This window comes from Rhodococcus indonesiensis, from assembly GCF_047782815.1.
Classification (GTDB): Bacteria; Actinomycetota; Actinomycetes; order Mycobacteriales; family Mycobacteriaceae; genus Rhodococcus; species Rhodococcus indonesiensis.
The window spans coordinates 4,608,214-4,622,685 of the sequence record NZ_CP180630.1 but is presented as its reverse complement, the minus strand read 5'-3'; the positions used below and the strand labels follow the sequence as shown (position 1 = coordinate 4,622,685).

The 14,472-nt window shown below is 66.3% G+C and carries 16 protein-coding genes and 1 pseudogene; 12 read left to right on the top strand and 5 right to left on the bottom strand.

From position 1 onward, the window contains the following. The first annotated feature begins 27 nt into the window (after window positions 1-27). The 5 genes and pseudogenes from dmpG to ACM26Y_RS21095 all read left to right on the top strand — a co-directional run. On the top strand, window positions 28-1,050 hold the full coding sequence (dmpG, locus tag ACM26Y_RS21115; protein ID WP_416061858.1) for a 4-hydroxy-2-oxovalerate aldolase: 1,023 nt from the start codon (window positions 28-30) through the stop codon (window positions 1,048-1,050). Between the two features lie 32 nt (window positions 1,051-1,082). Further along, the gene (locus ACM26Y_RS21110) at window positions 1,083-2,261 is read left to right on the top strand and encodes an acyl-CoA dehydrogenase family protein (RefSeq protein ID WP_416061857.1); all 1,179 of its coding nucleotides are present in this window, start codon (window positions 1,083-1,085) and stop codon (window positions 2,259-2,261) included. A 32-nt stretch (window positions 2,262-2,293) separates the two neighbouring features. Then, window positions 2,294-3,205: a biphenyl-2,3-diol 1,2-dioxygenase gene (gene bphC, locus ACM26Y_RS21105; RefSeq protein WP_416061856.1), complete on the top strand. Its 912-nt coding sequence runs from the start codon at window positions 2,294-2,296 to the stop codon at window positions 3,203-3,205. A gap of 104 nt (window positions 3,206-3,309) precedes the next feature. Continuing rightward, window positions 3,310-3,807, top strand: coding sequence for a hypothetical protein (locus ACM26Y_RS21100; RefSeq protein ID WP_416061855.1), 498 nt, complete (start codon window positions 3,310-3,312; stop codon window positions 3,805-3,807). 207 nt (window positions 3,808-4,014) lie between these two features. Then, window positions 4,015-4,958: pseudogene (locus tag ACM26Y_RS21095) on the top strand (integrase); the annotation flags it as partial. Here ACM26Y_RS21095 and ACM26Y_RS21090 read toward each other — a convergent pair. The 3 genes from ACM26Y_RS21090 to ACM26Y_RS21080 all read right to left on the bottom strand — a co-directional run bounded on the left by ACM26Y_RS21090 (window position 4,930) and on the right by ACM26Y_RS21080 (window position 7,927). Next, window positions 4,930-5,310: a DMT family transporter gene (locus ACM26Y_RS21090; protein ID WP_416063723.1), complete on the bottom strand. Its 381-nt coding sequence runs from the start codon at window positions 5,308-5,310 to the stop codon at window positions 4,930-4,932. The pseudogene ACM26Y_RS21095 and the gene ACM26Y_RS21090 sit on opposite strands and share 29 nt — an antisense overlap. Window positions 5,311-5,503: 193 nt before the next feature. Then, on the bottom strand, window positions 5,504-6,970 hold the full coding sequence (locus tag ACM26Y_RS21085) for an APC family permease (protein ID WP_416061854.1): 1,467 nt from the start codon (window positions 6,968-6,970) through the stop codon (window positions 5,504-5,506). Between the two features lie 24 nt (window positions 6,971-6,994). Then, complete coding sequence (locus tag ACM26Y_RS21080) at window positions 6,995-7,927, bottom strand: alpha/beta hydrolase (protein WP_416061853.1); 933 nt, start codon at window positions 7,925-7,927, stop codon at window positions 6,995-6,997. 591 nt (window positions 7,928-8,518) lie between these two features. Here ACM26Y_RS21080 and ACM26Y_RS21075 point away from each other — a divergent pair. The 7 genes from ACM26Y_RS21075 (at window position 8,519) to ACM26Y_RS21045 (ending at window position 12,284) form a co-directional block, all read left to right on the top strand. Continuing rightward, complete coding sequence (locus tag ACM26Y_RS21075) at window positions 8,519-9,274, top strand: SDR family NAD(P)-dependent oxidoreductase (RefSeq protein WP_416061852.1); 756 nt, start codon at window positions 8,519-8,521, stop codon at window positions 9,272-9,274. Between the two features lie 99 nt (window positions 9,275-9,373). Next, window positions 9,374-9,778 carry a hypothetical protein gene (locus ACM26Y_RS21070; protein WP_416061851.1) on the top strand — a complete coding sequence of 135 codons (405 nt, stop codon included), beginning with the start codon at window positions 9,374-9,376 and terminating at the stop codon, window positions 9,776-9,778. 291 nt (window positions 9,779-10,069) lie between these two features. Further along, window positions 10,070-10,798 carry an SDR family NAD(P)-dependent oxidoreductase gene (locus ACM26Y_RS21065; protein ID WP_416061850.1) on the top strand — a complete coding sequence of 243 codons (729 nt, stop codon included), beginning with the start codon at window positions 10,070-10,072 and terminating at the stop codon, window positions 10,796-10,798. 63 nt (window positions 10,799-10,861) lie between these two features. After that, complete coding sequence (locus tag ACM26Y_RS21060) at window positions 10,862-11,074, top strand: hypothetical protein (RefSeq protein WP_416061849.1); 213 nt, start codon at window positions 10,862-10,864, stop codon at window positions 11,072-11,074. A gap of 14 nt (window positions 11,075-11,088) precedes the next feature. Further along, complete coding sequence (locus tag ACM26Y_RS21055; RefSeq protein WP_416061848.1) at window positions 11,089-11,247, top strand: MmcQ/YjbR family DNA-binding protein; 159 nt, start codon at window positions 11,089-11,091, stop codon at window positions 11,245-11,247. A gap of 36 nt (window positions 11,248-11,283) precedes the next feature. Next, a complete protein-coding gene (locus ACM26Y_RS21050) occupies window positions 11,284-11,760 on the top strand; it encodes a nuclear transport factor 2 family protein (RefSeq protein ID WP_416061847.1) in 477 nt (158 codons plus the stop codon). Window positions 11,761-12,062: 302 nt separating this feature from the next. Beyond that, the gene (locus ACM26Y_RS21045) at window positions 12,063-12,284 is read left to right on the top strand and encodes a hypothetical protein (protein ID WP_416061846.1); all 222 of its coding nucleotides are present in this window, start codon (window positions 12,063-12,065) and stop codon (window positions 12,282-12,284) included. Window positions 12,285-12,583: 299 nt separating this feature from the next. Here the strand turns inward: ACM26Y_RS21045 and ACM26Y_RS21040 are convergent, their stop codons facing one another. Both ACM26Y_RS21040 and ilvC read right to left on the bottom strand, forming a co-directional pair. Then, entirely contained in the window at window positions 12,584-13,444 is an 861-nt protein-coding gene (locus ACM26Y_RS21040) for an SDR family NAD(P)-dependent oxidoreductase (RefSeq protein WP_416061845.1), read from the bottom strand. A 23-nt stretch (window positions 13,445-13,467) separates the two neighbouring features. Then, window positions 13,468-14,469, bottom strand: a complete 1,002-nt coding sequence (ilvC, locus tag ACM26Y_RS21035) for a ketol-acid reductoisomerase (protein ID WP_289380760.1) — start codon at window positions 14,467-14,469, stop codon at window positions 13,468-13,470. Window positions 14,470-14,472: the final 3 nt, after the last annotated feature.

Sequence of the window (14,472 nt, the reverse complement as noted above, 5' to 3'; positions counted from 1 at the left end):
GACCGTACTTTCGAAGGAACACAGTCGATGCCCTACAGCGCTGATCTCGACATCCGGATCACGGACTCGTCGTTGCGTGACGGCTCCCATGCCAAGCGTCACCAGTTCACCGTCGAGGACGTGCGCTCGATCGTCGGTGCACTCGACGCCGCCGGTGTGCCCGTCATCGAGGTCACCCACGGCGACGGCCTCGGTGGCTCGTCGTTCAACTACGGCTTCAGCCGTACCCCCGAACAGGAGCTGATCAAGGCCGCCGTCGAGACCGCGACGCAGGCGAAGATCGCGTTCCTGATGCTGCCGGGTCTCGGTGTCCGGTCGGACATCCGTGAGGCCGCCGACAACGGCGCGTCGATCTGCCGGATCGCCACGCACTGCACCGAGGCCGACATCTCCGCCCAGCACTTCGGTCTGGCCCGCGAGCTCGGACTCGAGACCGTCGGATTCCTGATGATGTCGCACAGCCAGCCGCCCGAGGTGCTCGCGAAGCAGGCGCGCATCATGGCCGACGCCGGCTGCCAGTGCGTGTACGTCGTCGACTCGGCCGGCGCCCTCGTCCTCGAAGGGGTCTCGGACCGGGTCGCGGCCCTCGTCGCCGAGCTCGGCGACGACGCACAGGTCGGTTTCCACGGGCACGAGAACATGGGGCTCGGCGTGGCCAACTCGGTGCTCGCGGTGCGCGCCGGTGCACTGCAGATCGACGGCTCCACCCGCCGGTTCGGCGCCGGCGCGGGCAACACGCCCGTCGAGGCGTTCGTCGCCGTCGCCGAGAAGCTCAGTATCCGAACGGGTATCGACACCCTGAAGATCATCGACGCCGCCGAGGACGTGGTGCGGCCGATCATGGACGGCGAGTGCCTCCTGGACCGGATGTCGCTGACAATGGGGTATGCCGGCGTGTACTCGAGCTTCCTCAAGCATGCCGCCACGCACGCCGATCGGTACGGGGTCTCCGGCGCGGAGATCCTCATCGAGGCCGGCCGCCGCAACCTCGTCGGAGGCCAGGAAGACCAACTCATCGAGATCGCCGTCGGTCTCGCCGCCCAGAAGTAGACCCCCGGGTCCCGAGCAGAGAGCTGACAGTCATGGGCCAGGTTTTGGACAACATCATCCAGTACGCGGACGAGATCCGCGCCGAGGGCGCCGAGGGTGACAAGCTCATGCGCCTGACCGACAGCAACGCCAAGCGGCTGCGCGACGCCGGAGCGATCCGCATGCTGCAGCCGAAGAAGTACGGCGGCCTCGAGGTCCATCCCCGCGAGTTCGCCGAGACCGCGATGGCGATCGGCGCGATGGACGGCGCGACGGGCTGGGTCACCGGCATCGTCGGCGTGCACCCGTGGGAGCTGGCGTTCTTCGACACCAAGGCGCAGGACGAGGTGTGGGGTGAGGACCCGGACATGTGGATGGCCTCGCCCTACGCCCCGATGGGTGTCGCCGTGCCCACCGACGGCGGGTACATCCTCAACGGCCGCTGGTCCTTCTCGTCCGGCACCGACCACTGCGGCTGGGTGATGATCGGCGCGGCCGTGGGCGACAAGGACGGCAACCGCCTGATGCCGCCGAAGGTGCTGCACGTGCTGCTGCCGCGCTCGGACTACGAGATCGACCAGGAGAGCTGGAACGTCGTGGGTCTGCGCGGCACCGGCTCGAAGGACCTGATCGTCGAGAATGCGTTCATTCCGGACTACCGCACCCTCGACGCGGCGAAGGTCTTCGACGGCACCGCCCCGAAGGAGGCGGGGCTGTCCCAGACCCTGTACAACTTCCCGTTCTCGTGCATCTTCCCGCTGGGCATCACCTCGTCGCTGATCGGCATCGCCGAGGGCGCGCTGCAGTGCCACATCGCCGCGCAGAAGGAACGCGTCGCGATCACGGGTGTGCCGATCAAGGAAGACCCGCACGTGCTGTTCGCGATCGGGGAAGCCGCCGCCGAGATCGCCGCGTCCCGCGCCGCGATCCTCGACACCGTCGACCGCTTCTGGGACAAGACCGAGAAGGGCCAGGAAGTCACCTTCGAGGACCGCGCCATCGGGCGCCGCACCCAGACCGCCGCGGCGTGGCGGGCCGTGCGGGCCGTCGACGAGATCTTCGCCCGCGCGGGCGGCGGTGCGCTGCAGTTGAACACCCCGATGCAGCGGTTCTGGCGCGACGCGCACGCCGGCCTGACGCACGCGATCCACGTGCCCGGCTCGATCTTCTATGCGTCGGCCCTGAGCCAGCTCGGCGGCGAGCCGCAGGGCGTCCACCGCTCGATGATCTAGCTCTCCCGCCGAACGTCCCGGAAGGAACACAAATGACGGATATTCGAGGACTCGGATACCTCCGGATCCAGACCACCGACGTCGCGCGCTGGCGTGAACTCGTCGTCGACGGCCTCGGCATGGCCGTCGGCTCCGGCCCCGAGCCGGACGGCCTCTACCTGCGGGTCGACGAGCGGCGGGCCCGCCTGATCGTGCTGCCCGGCGAATCCGACAAGGCGCTCGCCGTCGGCTGGGAGGTGCGCGATCAGTTCGCCCTGCAGCGTGTCCGCGAGACCGTCGAGAAGGCGGGCGTCACCGTCGAGGTCCTCTCCCAGGAAGAGTGCGACTACCGCGACGCCGAGCAGGTCATCGCGTTCGACGACCCGATCGGCACCCGCGTCGAGGTGTTCTTCGGTCCGGTGCTCGACCACAGCCCCGTCGTCACCCCGCACGGCGGCCGGTGGATCACCGGCGAGCAGGGCCTCGGCCACGTCGTGCTGCCCGCCACCGATTTCGACGCGGCGCACGCGTTCTACACCGAGGTGCTCGGCTTCCTGCCGCGCGGCGCGATCCGGCTCCAGGCTCCCGGCCCGGCGCGACGCGTGCGGTTCCTCGGTGTGAACCAGCGCCACCACAGCCTGGCCCTGTGCCCGGCGCCGCCGACCGAGGAACCCGGCCTCGTGCACCTGATGACGGAGGTCGACACCCTCGACGCCGTCGGCCAGGCACTCGACCGGGTGCGCAAACTCGGGTTCTCCATCTCCTCGACGCTGGGCCGGCACACGAACGACAAGATGGTCTCGTTCTACGTGCGCGCCCCCGGCGGCTGGGACCTCGAGTTCGGTACCGAGGGAATGCTCGTCGACGAGTCGTACTACACGGCCGAAGAGATCACCGCCGACAGCTACTGGGGCCACGACTGGTCCGGCTCCGAGCCGCTGGCGGCGTTCAGCCCGAAGTCCTAGCGCGCAGAGGCACGACGAAGGCCCGGCCGGGGAGCACCGGCCGGGCCTTCGTGCGCCGTGGTCTGCCGGCGCGTGGATCAGGCGGTGCGCGGGCGGTCATCCCGGTGCGCGCACTGCCGCAGCAGTGGGCGATGCGCATGTTCGAGGTGGCCGCCGACGGCGCGGCCCGCGGTGGTGGGCCGGTTCAGGTGCGGCGCAACCTGGCCCGGTGTTGTCCACCACCGCAACGCAGGTGCCTGACGAGCTGGTGCGCGCGAGCCTGCGCTCCAACACCAGGTACTGGTGTGAGGCGTTCCGGCTGCCGTCGATGGATCGTGGTGCGGCTGGCCGAGCGCGTCGAATCCGTGGCAGGCGGACTCGAACACATCCACGGGGCGGTCGAAGGTGGGCGGGGCGCGGTGCTGGCGGTGACGCACAGCGGCAAATGGGATCTGGCGGGTTCGTGGCCGGCCCAGCGGATCGGCTCACCGACCGTGGTGGCCGATCGGCTCGCCCCGGAATCGTTGTTCCGCCGCGTTGTTCTGTTCCGGAAATCGTTGGGGTTCGAGATCGTTCCGCTCACCGACGGCGCGACGCCGCCGTGCGAACATCTGCGCGAGTGACTTCGGTAGGGACGGATGGTCGGGCTGCTCGGAGAGCACGATCTGACGGGCGCGGATGTGCCGACCCTCGATCCGAGGCTTCGACCGCTGAACATGTCGAGCATGAAAATGCCATTCACGCAGCTATTGCCGCGAACCCCGAGGTGAGCGTGTCTTCCCACGCCGAGGCCCTGTCGGCGCTGTGCGGTACGGGTTGCACCCGAGGATATGGAGACGGAACCCGCCGACGACGCGCCGCTCGCGGTACCCGGGACCCCGCCGGGGCACGCGCTGCCGGATCTCGCCTCGGCCACCGCCGACCGGATCGCGGAGTCGGTGGCCGGGGTGCGGGGCGCCGGCACCCGCCGCACCTACGCCTCGGCGTGGCGGGCCTTCACCCCCTGGTGCGCCGCCGAGGGCCACACCGCGGTGCCGGCGCACCCGGTCACCGTGGCCGCCTACCTGGTCGCGTGCGCCGACACCGTCACCGAGGCGGGGGAGCGGACCTACGCCCCGGCCACCCTCGCGCATCGCCTCGCCGCGATCGCCCACCACCACCGCCAGAGCGGGCACCCCAACCCCACCGGCGACGACCTGGTCAAAGCGACGATGTCCGGGATCCGCCGCGACTACGCCACCACCGGCGAGCGCCCCCGCACCCCGCGGGCGCCGCTGCTCACCGCCGACATCGTCGCCATCGTCGACAAGACCCGCGCCGACTGCCAGAGTTGGGCGGACGAAGTGGTCGAACGCCGCGACACCGCCCTCCTGCCGCTCGGGTTCGCCGGGGCTTTCCGCCGCAGCGAACTCGTCGCCCTCACCTGCAGCGACGTCTCACTTCATCGATTGGACGGGTTGCACATCCGCCTGCGCAAGACCAAGACCGATCAGGAGGGCCGCGGCACCGTCCGCGCCCTGCCCTTCACCCACAGCCACACCAGTTGCCCACCGTGCGCGTGGCTGCGGTGGACGCAGGTGGTCGCCGCCAAGACGCGGGCGGCCGGCCCGCCGTCATCCGGCTGCTCCGGAACACCGAGCGGTTCGCGGCGCACGTGTGCCGCAGCACCCGCCCCCGCACCGGCGGCAGGGCGCCGTTGTTGCGCGCGATCCGCCGCAACGGCAACCTATCGGTCACCGCGTCTGCTACTCATAGATTCTTTCGACCTCGCGCTGCTCCGATACGGATGCCGCGCTGTCCTCCTCGTGCTTGATCCCATGCTCAGTATTGAGATGCAGCAGCACGACACCCACGATGATCATGCCGAGGCCGATCATCGCTTGCAACGAGAGCGACTCTGCGAATAACAGAACACCTAGGATCGCAATAGTCGCTGTCCCGATTGCAGCCCACGTCGCATACGCCAGCCCCATTGGGAGTCCTCGACTCAACGCCAATCCCAATAGCGCGAAACTCAAGGCATAGCCAGCAATCACAACTATCGACGGCTGCAACTTCGAGAAGCCATCGGAGGCTTTGAGAGCAAGTGTTGCAATCACTTCGCTCACTATGGCCACTGCCAACATCACGTACGCAACCACTGGCCAGCTCCATTCATGATCCGGATGATTTGTTGTGGGCGGGTCGTTGAATGCTCATCAGGGCCTCCATCGCCGAGAACGTCCTTCTTCCCATCGAATAGTGCGAGCCGCCGTTCAGGTCCATCGCAGTCGTCCACGGAAGGTGTCCAATACCCCCCAGCTCCGCAGCGACTTGTTCTCATTGACGGCCGATCCTCAGATAGACGTCTGGCTTCGTGCGTTCCAACCGCACCGCGACGAGGACGCCGCCAATGAATACTCCATACACAATAGTGATGAGCAGAGCGGACAACCACGTGACTCCAGCAGTGTGCGAGGAGAAGTCGGTGATGGACATGACCACGGCCCACCCGAATCCGACGATCGTTACGAACGGCGCCAGGAACGAGGAGAACAGGTGGCCTCGCCACTTGTCGTGTCGGGTCAGGTACACCGGTATGGCGACGGCCGTAAGCAATTGCACGGAGATTCCGGTGAGCGCCGCGATACCGAGCAACGCACCATAGAACACCATGGAGTCGACGCCCGCGACGACCACAACGAGGTTGGCGATCAACATCGCGGCACTGACAATCATGGACGCACGATACGGTGAGCCGAACCGCGGATGCACCGCGGCGACAGATCGCGACACGACGCCGTCGGCGCCCAGGTTGAACAGGTACCGCGCCGCCACGTTGTGGGCGCAGATGACAACGGCCAACGAACTGGTCACGAGCAGAACGGCCGCGATATCGAGCAGCGCGCGTCCACCGAACGCGACGATCGACGCGTCGAATGCGGCGGTGCCCTCTGCGAATGCCACACCGACGGCATTGTCGACGCCGAGCGCGTTGACGAAGAGCCATGTCGTACCTGCGTACAGAACCACGGCGAAGGCGATGAGACCGAACGCCGCACGCGGAATCGTGCGTTCCGGCCTTTTCACCTCGTCACGGAACAGCACGGTCATCTCGTAACCGCCGAACATCGCACACGCCAAGAGCAGTCCGGTGGCGAACGAACCGTCGAACCAGTGCACCGGAGAGAACGGCGCCGCGCTCAACCCGTCGGCACCGCCGCGAGCGAACACGACGGCGTCGTAGGTCAGGACGACGGCGATCTCCATGATCAGGATGACGGCCATGACCTTCGCCGACACGTCGATCCGGAGGAAACCCAGTACTGCGACCAACGCCCAGACCGTCAGCGCCCACACGTACCAGGGCAGGCTGGGCCCATTGAGCTTGTCCGACACAAGTGTGCCGATGGAGGCGCCCGCAAACGGTAGGTACCCGCACGCGCAGGTGAAATATGCCAGCAGCATGGTGAAGCCGGCGCCCAGCCCGAGCTTTCTTCCGAGCCCGGCCGTCACGTAGGCATAGAACGCTCCCGGTCGGTCCAGCACATTCGACATGCGCAGGAATGCGGTTGCGAAGCAGAAGACGATTGCCCCTCCGGCCACGAAGATGAAGGGCGTGCCGACGCCGTTCCCGGTTGCGACCATGATCGGGATGACGCCCATGACGACGACGAGAGGGGCGTTGAACGACATGATGCTGAAGAAGAGCCCGAACGTGCCGATCGAACCCTGCAGCTTGGTGGAATCGCCGACCGTTGACGGCGCACCGTTCCCTCGTTTCGAGAGGGTGTTGGTTGTACTCACCTGATCCCCTAGCTCTCGGTCGACTCAGTAGGTCTTCGCGGTGGCCGGGTGGTCTCGCCACAGCCATCGCAGCGTTCGAGGGAACTCGTAGCCACCATGACGGAGAGTGTGGCCACCTTCACCGATGACGAACTTGTAGTCGTAGTAGCTCCATTCGAGGGCGGCGGCCATTTCACGGTTGGCGGCCACGAGATCGCCGAACACCACTCGTGCGTCTCGGCGTCCGGTCTGCATCCAGATGCGAATCGGCTTGCGCGGCGATCGGCGCACCTGAGGGATGTGGTTGTGTCCACCGCGGATGTCGACGAACGATCCGCAATGGGAGATGACATTCCTGAAGACGTCCGGCCGGTGCCACGCGGCGGTGAAGGCTGCGTTCCCGCCGGAGCTGTATCCGACGATGACGCGATCGGCAGCCTCGGACGACATGTTGAGGTGTCCGGTCGCCGCCGGTAAGAGTTCGTCCACCAGGAACTGGACCCAGGTGTCGTCGATCGAATCGAACTCGATGCTCCGGTTGTCGCTGCCGCCGAAGATGGGGTAGCCGGGACCGGTCTTGCCCGCATCGACGAACAGCGCCGCCGTGAGCGGAATGAGTTGATCCGCATTGAGGTTGTCCAACGCTGCGATGGCCCCGAAATCCGCACCGAGGTACTCGTACGCGTCCAGGAAGACGACGAGCGCCAACGGAGCGGACCCGTCGTACTGACTCGGGACATACAGGGTGTAGTCCCGCTCAACGCCCGGATAGGACGCCGTGCTCCGGTGCGTGTGCGCGGTGACGACTCCCCGCGGGACGCCGTCACGCGGACGCGAGTACGGGCTGAGACTGTATTCGGGCAGTGTGTCGTCACACGCTGCGTACCCCATTCGATCCTCGAGGGTCATGTTCTTGTCGGCGAACCATGCCTCGTCCGAATTCGACGGGTTTCCGGCATTGCCGTGTCCAGAAGTCACCGAGATCTCCTTCAACCGAAATCTGAAGTGGAGCGGCCCAACTCGGCCGAGCGAATGCGACGCATCACATCGCAGAAGAACTGTGAGTCAGACCGCTCACCTCGTCAAGCAGGTCCGCGTAGGCCCAGCAAAGTGATCCACATCACGGAACAGAGGGATGTGGAGGGAGAGTGCGACAAGTCCCCGAACAAGCCCTGAAACCTGCCGAGGTCGCGATCCCGCCTGGATGCCGGCCGCTACGTGCCGAGCTGTTCGACGGGAAACCGCCGACGCAGCGGTTCCACGGAATCGGCCGAGGTAACGCTTCCTGCCCGCGCAGACTCACGACCCGGTGCGCGCACCAAACCCCCAGGTAACCGATCCACATAGCGGAATAGTTGACTGAGGCGCACGCCACTCCTATCGTGCAGTTGTGACCGGGTTGGCACCTGGAAATGCATAGATCGGGACCACGCCCATCCCATATGAGTGGGGATGATTCCATAATGCGGAACGACAACCGCATCGGATGACACGTTGGTGACGAAGGTCGCGGATCGACGGCGTCGAACCGGTCCGGGCACCACTCGCCGAACTCGCAGGAGAGAAGTGATGGAACGAAGAATCGCATTCGTCACCGGCGCCGGCGCCGGCATCGGCGCGGCGATCGCCGAACGACTGGCCGAGGACGGGCACCACGTCATTGCCAGCGATCGCGACGTCGACAGCGCCAAGGAGGTCGCAGCGAAGCTCACCGAACTCGGCTACAGTGCCGAGTCCCTGGCCTTGGACGTAGGTGACACGACGTCGATCGATGCGGCGTTCGATCAGGTGGAGCGAGAGCACGGCCGATGCGACATCCTGGTCAACAACGCCGGGGTCGCGACGACCTTCGACTTCCTCGACTTTCCTGTCGATCACTGGGAGCGGACCCTCCGGATCAACGTCACCGGCCCCTTCCACTGCAGCCGACGCGCCGCGCGACTGATGCGCGACCGGAACTGGGGCCGCATCGTCAACATCAGCTCGGTAAGCGGCCTCCGTGCAGGCGTCGGACGCACCGCCTACGGCACGTCGAAGAGTGCGCTCAACGGGCTGACACGGCAGATCGCCGTCGAACTCGCTCCCTTCGGGATCACGGCCAATGCCGTGGCCCCTGGACCGACCGAGACTGCCCTCGCGCGCGAGGTGCACACCCAGACCACGCGTGACGAACTCTGCCGCCTCCTACCCGGAGGTCAGTACGGTTCCCCTGCCTCGATTGCGGCAGCTGTGTCGTTCCTGGCTTCGGAAGGCGCCGACTTCGTGAACGGTCAGGTTCTACCGGTCGACGGAGGCATGACGGCCGCAGGCGTTCTCCGCATCTAGGAAGCCGCGAAACCGACTTCTGCACAGCTGAATCCAGATACCGCGCCGATCTCGACCCGCAGAATGCGAGATCTCCACCCACGAAGGGACGAAGGAACAATGAGATACGACCCCCAGGACCGGGACGACAACCTGGTCCTCCTGATGGACTCGATCAGCGAGATCGAGAGCGGCGACGCGAACAAGTTTATCGTCGCCGGCTCGCACTGCTCGCAGAACGTGCCCCGTTACGCACTCAGTATGCCGCTGCGCGGCGCCGTCTTCAACGACGCCGGAATCGGAAAAGACAATGCGGGAGTCTCGTCGCTCGGCGCACTCAGCGCTGCCGGACTTCCCGCCGCAGCCGTCTCGCACGACACCGCCCGAATCGGCGATGCCCGCGACGTGTACGAGAACGGAATCCTCTCCACCGTCAACGAACTGGCCGCCGGGATCGGTGCCGCTCCGGGCATGTCGGTAGCCGAGTTCGTCGAATTGCTGCTCCACGCCCGCGACAGGGACTGACCCCCGACCTCTGTGCGTCGCGTATCTGCGATCCCCGCGGTCCGTGTTACGGACCGCGGGGCGTCAGCCGGTACCACTCGACAGTCGAGCAGGCCGAGCCACCTCACCCTGCCCCTGATCTCCGCTGCCACGTGCGGCGCACCACGAGAGAGTCTTCAGATGACGAACGCAGGATCACCCAATCTCGACACGGACGCCGCGCCCGCTGACGCGGCAGGCACTCCTTCCAGAAGCAACGAACTCGCGGGGATGGTCGTGGCCGTGTTCGGCGCAGGTTCCCGTGGGGGCGGGGTGAGCAATGGGCAGGCCGCCGCGGTGACCTTCGCGCGCGCCGGGGCCTCAGTCGCCTGCATGGATCTCGATGCGAGCGCAGCCGAACACGTCGCGCAGCAGATCACGGACGAGGGCGGTTCCGCCCTGGCCATCCAGGCCGACGTCACCAGCGAGTCCGACATCGTCAAGGCGTACGCCGAGATCGCAGCCACCTGGGAACCGCCGACGGCGGTGCACAACAACGTGGGCGTGGCGATGGCAGGAGAGATCACCACCCTCGAACCCGAAGAGTGGAACAAGGGAATCGCGGTGAATCTCACCAGCTGCTATTCGACCATCCGGCACGCACTCCCCGCCATGCTGGACCGAGGCAAGGGTGCAATCGTCAACGTATCGTCGACTGCCAGTATCCGGGACATGGGATACGTGTACCCCGTCTACAACGCGACGAAGGCCGCGGTCAATCAGCTGACTGTGTCGCTGGCTTTGACGTACGCGAAGCGCGGTATCCGGGTCAACGCCGTGCTGCCCGGGCTGATCGACACGCCGATCGGCCGCGCCTTCGTCTCCGGCCGCGGCGACCTGGACGCACAGCTCTCGGCGCGCCACGCCGCAAGCCCGACCGGACAGATGGGCAGCCCGTGGGACATCGCACACGCTGCGCAGTTCCTGCTGAGCGATCGCGCCGCCTATGTCAACGCCGTGTCGCTGCCCGTCGACGGAGGGCTGACGGCGCGCTGCATGTGAGCCGAGTGTCCGGACCATAATCGGAATCGTCGGGAACCGAGCACGACGACACGAGGAGGCACGATGAAGGGCACCGCGCTGCAGCAGCGTGCGTGCGCACGCGCAGAAGAACTCCCGGGAGCCGTGCTCACCCACCCTTTCGGCGCGAACTGGGACGTCTACAAGTTCCGCGACAAGGTGTTCATGTTGCAGACCGCGATCACCGGTGTGCCGATCGTGATCCTCAAGTCCGCTCCGTTCGATGCGCGTTCGCTCCGGGAGGCCACAGCGACGTGACACCGGGCTACCACATGAACAAACGGCACTGGATCGCCCTGCACCCCGACGGCGACCTCGACCCGGGGCTCGTCGACGACCTGGTCACCGAGTCGTACCTTCTGGTCGTCGAGGGCCTCCCGAGGACGCAGCGGCCGGTCGACCCCGAAACCTTCGCGCACCGCGCCGGCTGAAGACGCACGAAAATCGTTCTCGCTGAGGAAAAGTCGATGCAGAACACTGCGAAAGGCACCCGCGTGACCGAGTACGAACAGGGTTATACCCCCGAGCAGAAGCAGCTTGCCGAGCATATCATCGGGCTGGAAAAGGCAGCCCTCGACAAGTGGTTCGCCGGCGACGTGTCGGGATACCGCGAACTCTGGTCCCGCCGGAGCTTCACTTACTTCGACGGAACGAACACCGAGCGGGTCGAGAACCACGACACCGTCGACAAGTTCCTCGACGAACTGGACGGAAAACTCCACGCCGACACCTACGAATTCCGCAGTCCGCGCGTGCAGTTCGGCACCGACATGGCACTGCTGACCTACCAGCTCTTCGCGGACACCAACCTCATCGACATGAAGTACAACTGCATCGAACTCTACCAGCGCGAGGACGATTCGCAGTGGCGGGTCGTCCACTCCACCTGGTCGTTCATCCGCCCGATGGACATGGACTTCGGTTCCGTCGAGACCGTCGTCTGAGACCCTCGAATGCAGGCTGCCGCGAGAGTCGACTCTCGCGGCAGCCTGTACTGCGCACGAACGCTCGCCGCCATTCGGCCGTGGCTCCTACGACGACGAGGGAACCGTGAGCTATTCGTACGCCCCCGAGCTGACGCCCTGGATTCCGTAGCAGCCCGCGCTGCCGTGGTCGAGGTGACGGGAACGTGGTCCGACGGCCGAACTGCCCGCGTCCGTAGCGATCCGGGACACTGCGGTACCCGGGACGTCGAGCGCTCCCGACATCCCGGTGCGGAGCTGGACAACCGCCTTGACACCCCTCGATGATCAAATTCGTCGACACCTCGATGTGGAACCGGCCGAACGCGGTCCTCAGCTGGAAGCTCGTCGGCGACGCTGCTCACGCAACGTCGCCGTATGCTGTATACGGCGCCGGGATGGCCACCGAGGACGGCTACTTCCTCGGCCGCCGCCTCGCCGGCGGCGACCTGTCCGACTACACCTCAGTCAGAGCGGCACTCGAGGACTTCGAGGCTCCCCGTTGACGTCACACCTCGCGTCAGGTACAGCGCGCCTGGACGGAGGGAGAGCTTTTTCACCACGCGCCTGCCCCCTATGCCCAATCCGAGATGCGATCTTCGACCACACCCCGCTACTGCAGAAGGTGATCGGGGAACAGTCTCCGAAGGAGATCATCCAGCAGATCGCCGAGATCGACCGGGCGGAGGAACGCTTCCGCAGTATCACCGCTCCGCACTGACAGCACACGCCAGTGGGCGGCCGCACCCCCGATCGGGAGGTGCGACCGCCCACTGCCGTTCACTGTGCCCGGATCAGGGCCGGCTTACATACACCGCGCGCTCAGACCGCCGTCGACGGGGAGCAGCGCTCCGTTCACATACCGCGCTCGCTCACTCAAAAGAAAGAGCGAGGCGTTGGCGACGTCCCACGGACTGCCCATCCTCCCGGTAGGACTGGCAACATTGCGGGCGGCCAGTTCGCTCTCGAGATCCACGTCGGGACCGCGGACCTGGCGGCCGATCGGGGTGTCGATGACGCCGGGCAGGACCGCATTGGCTCGGATACCCCGGGACGCGTACGTCAACGCCAAGGACACCGTCAACTGGTTCACCGCTGCCTTGCTCGCGTTGTACACCGGATACACGTAGCCGGTGTGCCGGATGCTCGCAGTTGAGGAGACGTTGACGATCGCCCCCTTGCCCTTCGATAGCATGTGCGGCAGGGCGTGGCGCGCGGTGAGATAACAGCTGGTGGCGTTCAATGCCATTCCCTTGTCCCAGCCCGCACGGTCGAGTTCCACGACGTCACCCGCGATGGTGACACCGACGTTGTTGTGCAGCGCCAGCGGCGGCTCCCACTCGGTGCCGATCGTCGAGAAGGCCCGCATTACATCGTCTTCCGAAGTGACGTCAGCCTGGATTCCGAGCGCCGTCCCGCCTTCGGCCACGATCTGCTGTGTCACGAAGTCGGCGGCGGCGGCGTCGACGTCGATGCAGGCGACCGCAGCCCCCGCCCAGGCGAATGTGAGCGCCGCAGCCTGGCCGTTGCTGAGGCCGTCGCCCCGGGAACCTGCTCCGAAGACCGCGACGACGACGCCGTCCAGCTCCCCGGCCGCCGACGGGCCCACGTCGACCGGGCTCGTCGGCGAACCTTCGGCGGCACCGGATTCGTAACTATGGGACACGGGATATCTCCTCGACAAAGGGGTCAGGCGGTTTCGGTGATCGGCCGGTCCACCCAGCTCATCAGGTCGCGCAGCTGCTTGCCGACGACCTCGATGCCGTGCTCGGCGTTCTTCTTGCGCAGGCCCTCGAGCTCCTTGTTGCCGCCCTCGACGTTGGCGACGAGACGCTTGACGAAGGTGCCGTCCTGGATGTCCTTCAGGATCTCCTTCATGCGCTCCTTGGTGCCGGCGTCGATGACGCGCGGGCCGGAGAGGTAGCCGCCGAACTCCGCGGTGTCGGACACCGAGTAGTTCATGCGGGCGATGCCACCCTCGTACATGAGGTCGACGATGAGCTTGAGCTCGTGGAGAACCTCGAAGTAGGCCATCTCGGGGGCGTAGCCCGCCTCGACCATGACGTCGAAGCCGGTCTTGACCAGTTCCTCGGTGCCACCGCAGAGGACGGCCTGCTCACCGAACAGGTCGGTCTCGGTCTCTTCCTTGAAGGTGGTCTTGATGACGCCGGCGCGGGTGCCGCCGATGCCCTTGGCGTAGGACAGCGCCAGCGCCTGGCCCTCGCCCTTCGGGTCCTGGTGCACGGCGATGAGCGCGGGCACACCCTTGCCGTCGACGAACTGCCGGCGCACGAGGTGGCCGGGGCCCTTGGGGGCGACCATGGCGACCGTGACGTTCTCCGGCGCCTCGATGAGACCGAAGTGGATGTTGAGGCCGTGGCCGAAGAACAGCGCGTCGCCGTCCTTCAGGTTGGGCTCGATGTCGTTCTTGAAGATCGACGCCTGCGCGGTGTCGGGCGCGAGCACCATGATGACGTCGGCCCACTCCGAGACCTCGGCGGGGGTACCGACGGTGAGGCCGGCCTCCTCGGCCTTGGCCCGCGACTTCGAGCCTTCCTTCAGGCCGATGCGCACCTCGACGCCGGAGTCGCGCAGGCTCAGCGAGTGCGCGTGTCCCTGGCTGCCGTAGCCGATCACCGCGACCTTGCGGCCCTGGATGATCGACAGATCGGCGTCGTCGTCGTAGAACATCTC

Bases quoted from the DNA above. Each gene is read 5' to 3' on its own strand.
- ACM26Y_RS21090 (WP_416063723.1), bottom strand. From the start codon at position 5,310: ATGTTGGCAGTGGCCATAGTGAGCGAAGTGATTGCAACACTTGCTCTC.
- bphC (WP_416061856.1), top strand. From the start codon at position 2,294: ATGACGGATATTCGAGGACTCGGATACCTCCGGATCCAGACCACCGAC.
- ACM26Y_RS21110 (WP_416061857.1), top strand. From the start codon at position 1,083: ATGGGCCAGGTTTTGGACAACATCATCCAGTACGCGGACGAGATCCGC.
- ilvC (WP_289380760.1), bottom strand. From the start codon at position 14,469: ATGTTCTACGACGACGACGCCGATCTGTCGATCATCCAGGGCCGCAAG.
- ACM26Y_RS21060 (WP_416061849.1), top strand. From the start codon at position 10,862: ATGAAGGGCACCGCGCTGCAGCAGCGTGCGTGCGCACGCGCAGAAGAA.
- ACM26Y_RS21050 (WP_416061847.1), top strand. From the start codon at position 11,284: ATGCAGAACACTGCGAAAGGCACCCGCGTGACCGAGTACGAACAGGGT.
- dmpG (WP_416061858.1), top strand. From the start codon at position 28: ATGCCCTACAGCGCTGATCTCGACATCCGGATCACGGACTCGTCGTTG.
- ACM26Y_RS21075 (WP_416061852.1), top strand. From the start codon at position 8,519: ATGGAACGAAGAATCGCATTCGTCACCGGCGCCGGCGCCGGCATCGGC.
- ACM26Y_RS21055 (WP_416061848.1), top strand. From the start codon at position 11,089: ATGAACAAACGGCACTGGATCGCCCTGCACCCCGACGGCGACCTCGAC.
- ACM26Y_RS21070 (WP_416061851.1), top strand. From the start codon at position 9,374: ATGAGATACGACCCCCAGGACCGGGACGACAACCTGGTCCTCCTGATG.
- ACM26Y_RS21045 (WP_416061846.1), top strand. From the start codon at position 12,063: ATGATCAAATTCGTCGACACCTCGATGTGGAACCGGCCGAACGCGGTC.